At 67.5% G+C, this 13,673-nt stretch carries 11 protein-coding genes; 7 read left to right on the top strand and 4 right to left on the bottom strand.

What is annotated here, in order from left to right:
* Window positions 1-25: 25 nt before the first annotated feature.
* Window positions 26-841 carry an ion transporter gene (locus tag VF168_01135; GenBank protein ID HEX7002776.1) on the bottom strand — a complete coding sequence of 272 codons (816 nt, stop codon included), beginning with the start codon at window positions 839-841 and terminating at the stop codon, window positions 26-28.
* Window positions 842-864: 23 nt separating this feature from the next.
* Entirely contained in the window at window positions 865-2,220 is a 1,356-nt protein-coding gene (gene trmFO, locus VF168_01130) for a methylenetetrahydrofolate--tRNA-(uracil(54)-C(5))-methyltransferase (FADH(2)-oxidizing) TrmFO (GenBank protein HEX7002775.1), read from the bottom strand.
* A 231-nt stretch (window positions 2,221-2,451) separates the two neighbouring features.
* On the opposite strand from trmFO, the gene VF168_01125 reads away from it, so the two are divergent.
* Entirely contained in the window at window positions 2,452-4,086 is a 1,635-nt protein-coding gene (locus VF168_01125; GenBank protein ID HEX7002774.1) for an alpha-amylase family protein, read from the top strand.
* 12 nt (window positions 4,087-4,098) lie between these two features.
* Here VF168_01125 and VF168_01120 read toward each other — a convergent pair whose 3' ends face one another.
* Window positions 4,099-5,547: a hypothetical protein gene (locus VF168_01120; protein ID HEX7002773.1), complete on the bottom strand. Its 1,449-nt coding sequence runs from the start codon at window positions 5,545-5,547 to the stop codon at window positions 4,099-4,101.
* A 164-nt stretch (window positions 5,548-5,711) separates the two neighbouring features.
* Between VF168_01120 and VF168_01115 the strand changes: the two genes are divergently transcribed.
* From VF168_01115 to VF168_01090, 6 genes are all read left to right on the top strand, one after another.
* A complete protein-coding gene (locus VF168_01115; GenBank protein ID HEX7002772.1) occupies window positions 5,712-6,701 on the top strand; it encodes a hypothetical protein in 990 nt (329 codons plus the stop codon).
* 87 nt (window positions 6,702-6,788) lie between these two features.
* The gene (locus tag VF168_01110; GenBank protein ID HEX7002771.1) at window positions 6,789-7,127 is read left to right on the top strand and encodes a hypothetical protein; all 339 of its coding nucleotides are present in this window, start codon (window positions 6,789-6,791) and stop codon (window positions 7,125-7,127) included.
* Between the two features lie 49 nt (window positions 7,128-7,176).
* The gene (locus tag VF168_01105) at window positions 7,177-8,310 is read left to right on the top strand and encodes a M20 family metallopeptidase (GenBank protein HEX7002770.1); all 1,134 of its coding nucleotides are present in this window, start codon (window positions 7,177-7,179) and stop codon (window positions 8,308-8,310) included.
* Window positions 8,307-9,827 (top strand): apolipoprotein N-acyltransferase, encoded by a 1,521-nt coding sequence (gene lnt / locus VF168_01100; GenBank protein ID HEX7002769.1) that lies wholly within the window; start codon window positions 8,307-8,309, stop codon window positions 9,825-9,827. Before VF168_01105 ends, lnt begins: the two co-directional genes overlap by 4 nt.
* Before the next feature lie 25 nt (window positions 9,828-9,852).
* Window positions 9,853-11,199, top strand: a complete 1,347-nt coding sequence (gene trkA, locus VF168_01095; GenBank protein ID HEX7002768.1) for a Trk system potassium transporter TrkA — start codon at window positions 9,853-9,855, stop codon at window positions 11,197-11,199.
* A gap of 11 nt (window positions 11,200-11,210) precedes the next feature.
* The gene (locus VF168_01090; protein HEX7002767.1) at window positions 11,211-12,680 is read left to right on the top strand and encodes a TrkH family potassium uptake protein; all 1,470 of its coding nucleotides are present in this window, start codon (window positions 11,211-11,213) and stop codon (window positions 12,678-12,680) included.
* Here the strand turns inward: VF168_01090 and VF168_01085 are convergent.
* Window positions 12,677-13,639, bottom strand: a complete 963-nt coding sequence (locus tag VF168_01085; GenBank protein HEX7002766.1) for an MBL fold metallo-hydrolase — start codon at window positions 13,637-13,639, stop codon at window positions 12,677-12,679. The two genes, VF168_01090 and VF168_01085, sit on opposite strands and share 4 nt — an antisense overlap.
* Between the last annotated feature and the right edge of the window lie 34 nt (window positions 13,640-13,673).

Genomic DNA, 13,673 nt, shown 5'->3' with positions numbered 1-13,673 from the left:
AGGGCAGGCTACCGGAAGCGGGAGATCAGGCGGGCAACCGTTCGCCGCAGTTGTAACAGTAGTTGGCCTCCGCGAGGTGCCCGCCGGCACCGCAGCGCGCGCATACCCGCCTGAGTTCGTTGCTGCGCCGCCGCGCGAAACCTATCTCGGTCGTCACGATCCCGGTTGGGACGGCGATGATGGCGTAGCCAGTCACCATCAGCACAGCCGCCAGGAAGCGGCCCACGGGCGTGACAGGGATGAAATCGCCGAACCCTACTGTCGTCAGCGTAACGATCGCCCAGTAAACGCTTATGGGTATGCTCTCGAAGCCGTTCTCCGGGCCCTCGACGAGGTACATGCTGGTACCCGCGATGAGAACAATGGTGACCACCGCGAAGAGGAAGACAAGGATCTTCTCGCGGCTCGCCCTGAGCGCCCTCACCAGCAGATCGGCGTCGTCGATGTACTCGGCCAGCTTGAGAACCCGGAACACGCGGAGCAGCCGCAGCGAGCGGATTACGAGCGCGTACTGGGCGCCTGGGAAGATGAGACTGAGGTAGGTGGGCAGGACCGCGAGCAGGTCGACGACGCCGAAGTAGCTGAGCACGTAGCGTCGCCGGTTGGGCGCTGAGTACACGCGCAGCACGTACTCGACGGTGAAGGCGACCGTAAACGCCCACTCCAGAGCCCGCAACGTCTCGCCCCATCTGGCCGACATCGATGGGACGCTCTCGAGGACGACCGCTGCGACGCTGGCCAGGATCACGACCAGCAGGATCACGTCGAAAACACGCGCCTGAGGCGTGTGGGTTTCGAATATGACTCGACCGACGCGTTCCCTGAGTGTCTCCTGACTCATCCGTTTACGTCATGGCAGGCCGTTCAACCGGCGGCTGCTGCCCCTACCTCACCGCTCGAAGCCGGGGCCCGCCACTCACTGAGCCAGTTTCCGAACGCCTCCAGGCCCCGCCCGTACATCTCCTCGCGCCGCTCCTTGCGGCCCACGCCCTTCCGCTTCGGTGCCGCCGGTACCAGGCCCCAGTTGGCGTTCATCGGCTGGAAGTTGTCCGGATTGGCGCTGGACAGGAAGCGGACCAGACCGCCTAGCATGCTCTCCTCGGGGGGCACGACCGTATCGAGGCCCAGAGCCCGCCGTGCCGCGTTGCTGCCGGCCAGCCAGCCGGTGGCCGAGGACTCCAGGTAACCCTCGGTGCCCGCCAGAACGCCGGCAACGAACAACTGCGGTTCTTCCTTCATGGCGAGGTCGGCACCCAGCAAGCGCGGAGCGTTCAGGTAGGTGTTCCGGTGCATCACCCCGTAACGCACGACCTCGGCTTTCTCGAGGCCAGGGATGAGGCCGATGATCTCCTTCTGGTCGCCCCACTTCAGTCCGGTCTGGAACCCGACGAGGCTCCACATCTGCCCCCGGGCGTCCTCCTGCCGCAACTGTGCGACGGCGTAGAACCGTTCCCCCGTCTCCGGGTGCTCGAGTCCCACCGGCTTCATCGGCCCGAAACGGGGAGTGTCCTCGCCGCGCCGGGCGAGTTCCTCGATGGGGATGCACCCCTCGAAGTACTCGAGCTTTTCCCAGTCGTGCCCCACGTGTTTGCGGGCTCGCGCCAGCGCGGCAACGAAACGCTCGTACCGTTCGCGAGTGAAGGGGAGGTTGAGGTAGTCGGCGGCCTGCCCGTAGCGCCCCTTGCGGTAGGCGACGTCCATGTCGATCGTCTCACCGTCTATGACCGGGGCGGCGGCGTCGTAGAAGCCGAGGAACTCAGTGCCCAGGCGGTCCCTGATCGCCTGGGCGAGGGCGTCAGAGGTGAGCGGCCCGGTCGCCAGTACGACGATCCCCTCGGGTATCTCGGTGAGCTCGGCCCGGTGGACGGTGACCAGCGGATGGCGCTCGAGCCGGAGCGTGACCTCATCCGAGAAGCGCTCACGGTCCACCGCGAGCGCGCCGCCGGCCGGAACCCTGGTACCCCTGGCCACGCTCATGATCAGCCCACCGGCATCACTCATCTCGGCCTGCAGCAGCCCTTTGGCGTTGGAGGCGCCCTCCCCGCCGAACGAGTTGGAGCAGACGATCTCGGCGAACCGGTCGGTGTGGTGGGCGGGGGTGGTGAGTACTGGACGCATCTCGTAGAGGTCGACGGCGACGCCCATGGAGGCAGCGGCGAAAGCGGCGTCGCTACCGGCCATGCCGGCACCGATGACGCTGATCCGAGGAGTTCCGGTCATAGGGGCAGTCTAGCAGCGGTACTCGACCGCGCCGGTAGGCGAGGGACGCGGTGCGGAGCTACCTGACGAGCCCGCCCTGGTTCTTCCGTTGCGATCGAGTCAGGGCCGCGTGCAGCACCCTCCGCGCCAACCAACACGATCGAAGGCCCGGAGGGACTAACGCCTTGCTCGCGTGTCCCCTGCGACAGATCGCCACCGGCCGGTGGCCGATACTGCGCCGCGGGAGGGCGAATGGCAAACTGGTACACCAACGTCGTCATCTACAGCCTTCACCTCGAGGCGTTCCGCGATGGGAACGGTGACGGGATCGGAGACCTGAAAGGGCTCAGGGATTCACTCGACTACCTCGCGAGCCTCGGCATAACCTGCCTCTGGCTGCAGCCCTTCTATCCATCGCCTCAACGTGACAACGGCTACGACGTGACCGACTACCTGGCGATCGACCCCCGCTACGGGGACCTCGGCGACTTCGTCACGCTCCTGGAGCACGCGGAGCAGCGCAACATCCGCGTCCTGCTCGACCTGCCCCTTAACCACACCTCGATCGACCACCCCTGGTTCCAGGAGGCCCGCAGGGACCCGAGCTCCCGTTACCGCGACTTCTACTACTGGAGCCGCGAGGAGCCGAAGAACCTGCGAGACAACCCGATCTTCGGCGAGGAACAGGAGTCCAACTGGACCTACGACGAGGAAGCGGGAGCCTGGTACTACCACACGTTCTACAAGCATCAGCCGGACCTCAACTACACCAACCCGGCCGTGCTCGAGGAGATGGAGAAGGTAATGGGCTTCTGGCTGCGCCTGGGGGTCGCCGGGTTCAGGCTGGACGCCGTCCCCCACATGGTGCGCGCCAAGGGGAGCAAGCGCTTCGACGGGGACCCGCACGACGTGCTGAGGGCGATACGCCGCTTCGTAGAGGAGCACCGTCGCGACGCGGTACTGCTGGGCGAAGTGGACACCGAACCGGACGAGTACCAGAACTACTTCGGCCAGGAGGATCAGCTCAACGTGTTGCTCAACTTCTACCTGTGCAACTACCTGTTCCTCGCCTTCGCCACCCGGCGCAGCTCGGCCCTCCAGCACGTCCTGGAGACCTTGCCGGTTACCCTCCCATACGACCAGTACGGCAATTTCCTGCGCAATCACGACGAACTGGACCTCGAACGGCTGTCCGAGGAGGACCGCCAGAAGGTCTACGAGGCGTACGCGCCGGATGAGGAGATGCGGGCGTTCGGCCGTGGCATAAGGCGCCGGTTGGCGCCGATGTTCGAGGGCGACCGGCGGCAGATCCAGATGGCCCACAGCTTGCTATTCACCATGCCGGGCACCCCCGTGGTGCGCTACGGGGACGAGATCGGCATGGGAGACGATCTCTCGCTCCACGGCCGAGACAGCGTCCGCACGGTCATGCAGTGGACCGATCACGACAACGCCGGCTTCTCCACCGCTCCCAGGGAGCGATGGGCGCGCACCCTCATCGACTCGGGCCCGTTCCGCAACGACAAGATCAACGTGGCCGATCAGCGCCGCGACCCCGAGTCTCTCCTCCACTGGTTCGCCCGTGCGATCCACGTTCGACACGAGCTGCCGGAGTTCGGGGAGGGGGAACCCGAGGTGATAGAGACGGGCTGCGCCGACGTCTTCGCTCACCTCTGCCGTAGCGGCGACTCCTCGGCCCTGGCGGTGCACAACCTCTCGCCCGAGACGCGCAGGTTCAGGCTGGACCTCGGTCACGAGGAGCTCGACGTTGCCCTGGAGATGTTCGCCGACGCGCGTTACGACCGTCTCGATCAGAACGACGGAGCGCTGGAACTGGGGCCGTACGGCTTCCGCTGGTTCAAGTTGGAGCACCTACTGGAGGGGTGAGGTGGTCCTTCCTCAGATGAACGACCTCCGCCTCGGTCGGATGCCGCCCATGAAGCGGAGCAGGACGCTCGAAACGACCAGGGCGCCCCCGATCACTAGCAACGCCAGGTGGTTCCGCAGCATGAGTTCGACGCCGCCGGCCGGCAGGCTGGCGCCCGCGTATCCGGCCAGCTGGAGGAGGTAGCCGAAGACGCCTTGGGCCTGGATGCTGGTGGGCAGGCCGCTCGATCCGGCCGAGGAGGTGATCTGTGCGAGCCTCAGCGAGAGCAGGGCCCCTCCCGAGGCCGCTACGATCAGGGCCAGGCCAGGGTTGGCGAGCCTGCCCCAACCACGACTGGTGGTCACGAGAGCAGCCAGCAGGAGGATGGCCAGTAGTCCGGCAAGCCAGGTGTTCCGCAGGTACCTCGCATGGGCCTGCCGCGAGAGCGCGTCCATCAGACCAGCGACCGAAGCGAGCCGCTCACTCTGCTCGCTCTCCTCGATGGCGGCGAGCACGGCCTCGCTCCCACCCTCGTAGGCGCGCTCGGCGAGCCGGCCGATGACGAGGGCGTTCGCGCTCTCCGGCGTGAGGCCGGCGAGTTCCTCGGAGCGAACCACGCCCAGATCGGGTTGATCGCTGCCGCTGACCTGCGCTTGGATCGCGGCACGTGCCTGCTCGAGGCGCTCGCCGATCTCCTCGTGGCGGGCCACGAGCATGGTCCCGAAGAGTTCCTCGAGTCGCTCCCGGGCTGCGCCGGTAGCGCTTTCGGTGAGGCGGGCGGTGAGGTTGACGTTTGTCACCTGCTCGCGGGCTGCCTCGAGCCCGCTCGCCATGAGGATGTCGGCCAGTTCGACGACGACCCGCTCACCGATCTGCCGCTCGTTGAGCGACCGCAGCTCGGCGGGAGGGATGCGGACGAACACCCCTACGACGGGCTGTACCGGCTCGCCAGGGTTCCGCTGGGCCTGCAGGGGCCAGTTGGCCAGGCGGCTGCCGTTGTCCAGTCCGGATGGCATCAGCGCCGACAGCAACGAAGCCCTCACCAGGTCACGGGCGCTGCCGTCGAGGGCACGCGCGAACTGCTCGGCGATGGGGCTGCCCGAGAGCCGTTCGACGACGGCCGGCGCACCCTCCTCGATCACTTGAACGCTCAGCGCCTGGGCGATCAGCCTGGCGGCAACCGGGGCGCTCGCCTGGGCGATCTCGTCCGGCCCGATGACAACGCCTGTTCCGGGGAGCACCTCGAGCGGTTCACCGGGCCTGTAGCCCACCTCTTCGCGTACCGCCTCCACGACCCCCTCGCTGCCGGGGGGCATGAGCGTGAGTCGCAGTATCCCCTCGAGCAGCGGCAGGGCACGCTCCCGCGCCGTGAGCTGGCTCAGGCCAAGCAACGGCACGAAAACGACGAGTGTCAGTACCAGGAGGATTCCGCTCAACCATTTGGCGTCTACCCGCCAACCGGGAGTATTTCGTTCGAACATCTGCCTCAACTCTCTGCTCGTTCGACTCGCGGCTGCCGGCTCTGATCTGCGTTTCGCGCACCGGACGAACGACTGCGCGATTCTATCCAGGGCGGGTTAAAGACTGCTGAACTGTTCGGCGTGGAGAGGCAGCCCCGACGTTGGGCGGGAGATACGATGCGGGGATGGAGTTGGCTCTCGTGCCCCTCATCGGGCCCTTCCACCTGCGCAGCCCCGCCTACAACGCGGTGAGCGTACGCGATCTGGTCGCGGGATGGGAGCCTCAGGCGCTCGCCACCCCGGCCCTGCTCGCCGGTGACCTCGCGGACCTGCGCTGGCAGGATACTCCCGAGGTCGCCCTGCCGTTGGCGGTCGCGCCGTGGGCCCGCCGCAGGGGCGTACCTCTCCTCGAGGTCGGCGAAGCCAGCTCCGAGCCCGGTGCCGAGGAGGACTTCCGGCGTTACCTGGAGCCCTACCCGGAGATGCGGCAGCGCCTGGCCCAGGTGGACGCGCTGCTCGAGCCGGTCTCGCGCCTGCTCCAGGAACCGCTCAGCCTCGACCGCATCCAGGAAGCGCTGCTGCCCCATCTGCGGCGCTACCAGGAGACGCGCGAGGAGGCGTTCGAGGACGGTCCCGCTTCGGGCTGGCTGCGCGAACGGTGCCGCGTCATCGCCGACCGGATCCTCGACCTGGAGTTCGAACGGGTCGCTCTGCTCGTGCCTGTCGATACGCTCCCGTTCCTCAGCGACGCACTGGCCGGTTCGAGCGCGACACTCGTGGCTCCCTCCGCGCCGGCGCTCACCCCCGACTCGCGGGAGCGTTCGCTGCTGGACTTCGCCTTCCGTTCCGAGGTGCCGGACCCCGAACGGCTGCTCGCTCAGCTTCGGGAGCTCGACGGGGCCGAGGCTCGCTACCACGAAGCCAACATCCTGCTCGCCAACGGACACGGGTTCGAGGCGCTGGAACTGCTCGAGGGGGCGAGCCGCGGCGACTTCAGTTCCCCCTACTTCCTCCCCGGTTACCTGCTGGCGCGGCTGGGTCAGCTGCGCGACCTGGCAGGCCGGCGCGACGACGCCGTACGCGCCTACCGGGGGGTACTGGCGCTCGACTATGCTCCGCAGGAGGCCGTCGATGCGGCTCGGGCCGGTATGGAACGTCCCTTCTCACCCGCCTGAACGAGGGTTCGACCGGCACCGATCCCGGCGGGCGCCGTTGTGAGCGACCGAAAAACGCGTCAACGCGCGATATACTCCCGCCAAGCGATGCGTGAACTCCTCTACGACGCCGCCAGGCACTACAAGAATGGCAGGACCCTCGCGGAACGCGGGGATGTCCGCGGCGCCCTGCAGGCGTTCGACCAGGCTCTGCGTGACCTGCACGCCGTAAAGCCGCAGCGCATGCGGGACGTTCTGCTGGCGCAGGTCTACCTGTCGCGCTACCAGATCGCCCGGGAGACGGATGGGGAAGCGGCTCTGGCGGATCTGCGCTGGGGCTACTCGTACGCCCGCACGACCCTCGAACCAAGCGTCCGCCGATTGGCCGAGGAGCTCTGGCGCAGGCGCTGGGCGGGCGCCGAAGAGGAGCCGCAAGCGACACGCTGAAGCGGCGGCAGGACGCCTGGCGTCACCGCTTGCCGGTTAGCATGGGCCGATGCTGACCCTCGCCTTGGAACAGGAGAACGGGTACCTCAGGACGCTCGAGGAGCTCGTCCGCTTCGAAACTCCGACTGCCCACAAGGAAGCCTGCGACGCCCTCGCGCAGCATCTGACCGCCCTGCTCGAGGGTGACGGTTGGAGCGTCAAGCGGCACCCTCGCGACGAGGCGGGCGAGATAGTCGAGGCGAAGATCGCCGGCGGGAGCGGGCCCAGAACGCTTCTGCTCGCCCACTACGACACCGTCTGGCCTCTCGGAACGCTCGAGCGGATGCCGTGGAGACGCGACGGCAACGTAGTCTACGGACCCGGAACCTGCGACATGAAGGCGGGGATAGCCGCTGCTGTTCACGCGGTGCGCCTGCTTCGCGCCGCGGGACACGAGCCGCGGGGCGACGTTACCCTGCTCATCACTTCGGACGAAGAGTCCGGCAGCCACCACTCCCGCCCGTCTATCGAGGAGCTCGCTCGAGCTCACGACCGTGTCCTGGTGCTCGAGACCAGCCGCGACGATGGGGCCATCAAGATCGGCCGCAAGGGAGTGGCCTCGTACCGAGTGAACTTCGGCGGACGCAGCGCCCACGCCGGCAACGATCCCGAGGCTGGTGCGAGCGCGCTCCGGGAACTCGCCCACTTCCTCCTCTACGCCGAGGACCTGAGCGACCGTGAAGCGGGCACGACCGTGAACGTCACCGTCGCCGGTGGCGGGACCGTCGTCAACGTGATCGCCGAACAGGCTCAGGCGATCCTCGACGTTCGGGTCCTGCGTGCCGGCGAGGACGAGCGAGTCGACGAGGCGTTACGCCGCTACCGGCCCCGTGATCCGCGGGTCCTGGTGGAGGTGGAGGGTGGCCTAAATAGGCCGCCGCTCGAGCCGACCGAGGCGAATACCCGCCTCTGGCACGAGGCGCAGGAACGGCTGCGCGAGCTCGGTCTGGAGCTGGAGGGAGCGATCGTAGGGGGAGGCTCCGACGGCAACTTCACCAGCGCCCTGGGGATCCCGACGCTCGACGGACTCGGCTCCTCGGGCGCCGCCTCGCACGCCAGGAACGAGCACATCCGGTTACGTGAGACGCTCGAGCGCGTCGCGCTGCTGGCCGCCCTGCTCCAACCCGAGGCGAGCCGGGGGTGAGGAGGGAGACGCTGTCAATAACGGTCGCCTGCGGCGCCCTCCTGTCGGCGGCGCTTCCGCCCACCGGCTCGTGGCCGCTGCTCCTCGCCCTGGTGCCGCTCTTCGTGTTCGTCGCCCGCAGCGACCGTACCGCCCACGCCTTCTGGCTGGGGTTCGCCTTCGCCCTCCCCTTCTTCACGCTCTACATCCTGTGGCTTCCGGCATCGTTCGCGGGCCCCGACTTCTTCGGCTCCTCCTTCTGGCTCCTCTACCCCCCCATGCTCCTCGTCCTCGCCTCGTTCTGGGGGCTGGTGACGGCTGCAGCACGGGTCGCGGGCGGTGGTGGTCGACTCACTCTCCTCCTGCTGCCACCTCTCTGGATACTGATGGAGTGGGCCCGCACTCAGGGCTACTTCGGCTTCCCCTGGGGGACGCTTGGCTACGCCTGGCTCGACACCCCGATAGCTCAGCTCGCCGACACGGTGGGAGTATGGGGACTCGGCCTCCTCACTACCAGCCTCGCCGCGCTGCTGGCTGCCCCCTTCGTGCCCGGGCGGCACGGGACCCGACGCGCTCCTCGGTCCCTCGGCCTGGTGGTGCCGCCGCTCGCGGCGGCCGCGGTCTTCGCTTTCGCCTGGTGGACCGGCGGGGTCAAGCTCGAGCGCCAGCTGCCCGAGCCCGAATACACCGCTCTGCTGGTGCAGGGGAACGTGGATCCGTTCGGCCGGCTCATGGGGTTGTCGGACGAGGTTGAGCTGCAGGCACGCCTGAGCAGGCAGGGTGCGGAGGCGTTGGCTCAGCCGCCCGACCTCGTCGTCTGGCCCGAGGGGGCGGTGCTGGCCGGCTTCGACGGCGAGCGGGGCAGGCAGATGCTGATGCAGGTGCAGTCGAGCGTTCCGGGAGCCGTCTTCCTGGTCGGCGCCCGGGCCAGCGTCGACGGCGCCTCCTACAACAGCGCCTACACGATCGCCGATGGCAGGCTGCTGGACCGGTACGACAAGTACTACCTGGTACCCTTCGGCGAGCGCTTCCCTCTTGCCGACGCCGCCGCACCCCTCTATCGCGCTGTCTTCGGCCTCTTCGGCATGCAGCCGATCCCCGGTACCGCCCAGGGTTCGGCTTTCGAGCCGCTGGCGAGCCCGCTGGGACCGCTCGCCGCCTACATCTGTTACGAGTCGGTATTCCCCCAGGTGCAGCGGGCGATGGTCGCGGCAGGAGCCAGGTTGCTCGTCAACATCACCAACGACTCCTGGTTCGCCAGGGGCGACGGGGCGCAGCAGCACTACGCGATGGGGCGCATGCGGGCGATCGAGAACCGCCGTTACCTGCTGAGAGCCGGCAACGACGGCATAACCGGCGTAGTGGATCCGTTGGGACGCACGGTCGAACAGCTCGAGCGGGGGACCAGGGCGGTTATGGCGGCGCAGTTCGCGCTGCTCGACGGTGAGACTCCGTGGGTGCGCTTCGGCCACCTGCTCATGCCGCTGCTGGCCGTCTGGATCGTCACGGCGATAGTGGTGAGGGTATCCTCGCGATGAGCAGCGGTATGGGTATGCTTGCGCCATGAACGTCTTCGTCGTAGGCGGTGGCGAGATCGGTTCGAGGATCGCGGAGGCGCTCTACCGCGAGCACAACGTGACCATCATCGAGGCGGACGAAGAGAGGGCTACCAGCTTCGACACGATGGACGTTCAGTTCGTGCGGGGCAACGGCACCGACCCGGATGACCTGCGAGACGCCGGGGTGGAGCACGCCGACGCGTTCATCGCCTGCACCGACAACGACGACATCAACGTCCTCTCATGCCTCGCGGCGAAGGGCCTGGGCGCCAAGAAGACGCTCGCCTTCGTCACCCGCCAACGCTACATCGACGCCTTCAAGGGCCGCAACGCGGTCGCCTCGGTCGCTACGGCGATCGACAGGGTCCTCTGGCCTCAGCGGACCCTGGCGAACCAGATCGTCGACATCGTGCGTGTGCCCAGGGCAGTGGACAGCGCCGTCTTCGCGGGCGGTCTGATCAAGATGCTCGAGTACCGGATGGAGGAGGGCGACCCGTTCGTGGGGCAGACGCTCAACGAAACGCGCATGCCCGAGAGCGTCCTCGTGGTCGGCTCGATCCGCAACGAGAAGTTCATAGTGCCGTCGGGCGACACGGTCCTCTGCCCCGGCGACAAGGTCGTGTTCATGGGGTCGACCGAGAGCATGCGGCGGCTGGAAGCGAAGTTCGCCCGCCGCAAGCGGCAGATGTTCGTGGCCATAGTAGGTGGCGGCAACGTCGGTTTCATGGTCGCTCAACAACTACAGGAGGAACGGGCCCACATCACCGTCATCGAACAGGACGAAGCACGCTGCGAGAAGCTTGCTTACTGGCTGCCCGGAGTGACCGTCCTCAAGGGGGACGGTTCGGACCTCGAACTGCTCGAGCAGGAGCGGGTCGAGGACGCCGACGTGATGGTGGCAGTAACGAGCGACGACGGCAAGAACCTCCTCGTTTCGCTGCTGGCCAAGCAGTTGGGCATCCCGAAGGTCGTGACGAGAGTGGGCCGGGCCAAGAACCGCAGGCTCTTCGAACGGGTGGGCATCGACGTTCCCCTCACGCCGCGCAGCGCAGCCGTCCAGGAGGTCCTCAATTGGCTCCACGTCGACGACGTCGACCACCTGGCTTCGATCGAGGACCGGGCCGAGGTCATGGAAGTCGAGTACCCGGCCGACGCCCGGAGCGGGCGTCTGGCCGAGCTCGGAACGCCGAAGCGTTCGCTGATCGGCGCGCTCAGGCGGGACGGGCAGGTGCTGATCCCCAACGGCAACACCGTCATCAGGAACGGCGATCACCTCTTCATCGTCACCACTCCCGACAACGTCGAGGCCGTGGAGACCTGGATCGGCCGCAAACGGGTGCCGGTAGCTTGAGCCGACTCTGAATGCGTGGACGCTTCGCCCCCTACGTCGTCGGTTCGGGCCTTGTCGCACTCGCCCTCGCCGCGCTCTTCTTCGCTGCCTATGCAGCCGTGGCGAGTGAACCTCACGCTGGTTTCCTGTACACGGCCCTGGTGTCCGTCGTCCTCGGTTATCCACTGAGGCGCTTCGGCTCGGCCGTGGGCGAGCCCACCCGCCGGGAGGCGCTCATGGCGGTTCTGCTGCTCTGGCTGATAATCCCCGCCGCGGCCGCCATCCCCTTCGTTCACTCCGGTTTCTTCTCCCCGCTCAACGCCTATTTCGAGTCTATGAGCGGCTTCACTACCACCGGCGCTACCGTCCTCCGCGACTTCGAAAGCTTCCCCAGCACCATGTTCATGTGGCGCGCGCTCACACACTGGGTCGGTGGCATCGGGATCATCGTCATCTTCATCTCGGTCTTCCCGCAACTGGCGATCGCCGGGCGCCAGCTCTTCTTCACGGAGGCTCCGGGACCGACGGAGGACCGGCTTACCCCGCGCCTGCGGAACACGGCCAACAACCTGCTCGTCATCTACGCGGGGCTCACGATAGCCTGCATCGTCGCCTACTGGCTCGCGGGGATGACGCCCTTCGAGGCGATCGCCCACGCTTTCGCCACACTGGCGGCCGGCGGCTTCTCGACCGATCCGCTCTCCTTCGAAGGGTTGGCGGGTGGCGCCGTCGATTGGGTCGCTGTCGTGTTCATGTTCCTCGCTGGAGCCAACTTCGCCCTCCAGTACCGTGTGCTCACAGGCAAACCACGGCTCCTCGGCAGAGACGCCGAGTTCCGCGCCTACACGGCGATCGTCCTGGTCTCGACCGCCCTGCTCACCCTCTTCCTGCTGGGCAGTTACGACCTGTTCGGGGCCATCCGCCACGCGTCGTTCCAGGCGCTATCGATAGTTACCACGACTGGTTTCGCCTCCGCCGACTTCGCCCTCTGGCCGCAGCAGGCGCAGATGATCCTGCTGATGCTGATGTTCATCGGCGGCAGCGCCGGCAGCGCAGCCGGCGGGGTAAAGGTCGTCCGGTGGCTCATCCTGCTGCGTCATACCGGCCGCGAGGTGCAGAGGGCCCTCCATCCACGGGCGGTGCTGCCAGTGCGGCTCGGTCGCCGGGCGGTGCCCGAAGAGGTACTGCGGGCGGTAGCGGCCTTCATCACGCTCTACGTGCTCCTGTTCGCGGTGGGCACCGCCATCCTGGTGGTTCTGGGAAGCGATTTCATCACGGCCTTCACCGCGAGCATCGCCTGCCTGGGGAACATCGGACCGGGCCTGGCGAGAGTGGGCCCGATGCTCAACTTCACCGAGATCCACCCGCTGGGGAGGGCGCTGCTCATCTTCGAGATGTACGCGGGACGGCTAGAGGTGGTGACCGTCTTCGTCGTCTTCACCGTCGACTGGTGGCGGTTGCCGCGTCGCAACCTGTGGCGCTCGCGACCCGAGCTTCCTTAGGTCCCCCCGCCACGGCGCTCGCGCATTCGGCGGATCGCGAGTGCCACCCCGAGGAGTGCGGCCCCCGCAAGGAGGACGGCGCCGAATCGCCTTTCCGGGGGAGGAATCCACCTCGGTCCGCTTTCGTCGGCCAGCACCGGGTCGCCCACGTAGCGGCCGCGGCGCGGCACCGCGTGCCGCTCGAAGTTGGCCGCCAACGCCTCCAGTCCGCGCTGCAGCTCCTCTCCCCTCATCGGCAACCCGTGTCCGGTCAGCGCTACCGACGGCTCCAGTTCGAGGAGCGCCTCGACCGACCGCCTGGCCGCCGACCAGTTCTGCGTGTAGTAGGCCGGGGGGCCCGATACCTCGGGCCGCTGTCTCATCACATCGAGGGCCGACTCCTGGTTGACGGTGATGAAGGCATCACCGGCGATCAGGGTTCGGTCGCTCTCGCGGAAGAGCGAGACATGGCCGGAGGTGTGACCGGGCGTGTGGATCCAGCGCCAACCCGGCATTACCGGAACAGTTCCGCCGCCAGGCAGGGCCCGGAGGTGAGGCCCAACGTCGATCGGTCCCCTCGGGTAGAGCGGGGCAGCACGCGCCATGAGGCCCCCGCCCACCGACGGGTCGGGGGGCGGGTAGGCCGACCGCCCATCGAGGTAAGGGTGTTCCAGCCGATGGGCGAGTACCGGCACGCTCCAGCAATCGGCCAGCGCAGGCAATCCGCCGACGTGATCGAAGTGACCGTGGGTGAGGACGATCGCAAGGGGCCGCGCGGCCCCGAAAAGCCTCTCTGCCTGCCGCTTTATCGCCCCGGTCGAACCCGGCAGTCCGGCGTCGACGAGGATCCAGCCGCCCGGCACCTCGACGAAGTAGAGGTTCACGATCAGGGTGCGCAGGAGAGCGATGTCCGGTGTTGCTCGCTGCAGTGGACCGAGGCGATCGAGCGCAGGGCGAACCGCTCGCATGAGCTTCTCCATCCGCTTCCTCCCGTGCCACGCTAGCCCCCGGGAG

The organism is Trueperaceae bacterium (genome assembly GCA_036381595.1).
Lineage (GTDB): Bacteria > Deinococcota > Deinococci > Deinococcales > Trueperaceae > DASVCN01.
This window is presented reverse-complemented; position numbering and strand designations above follow the sequence as displayed.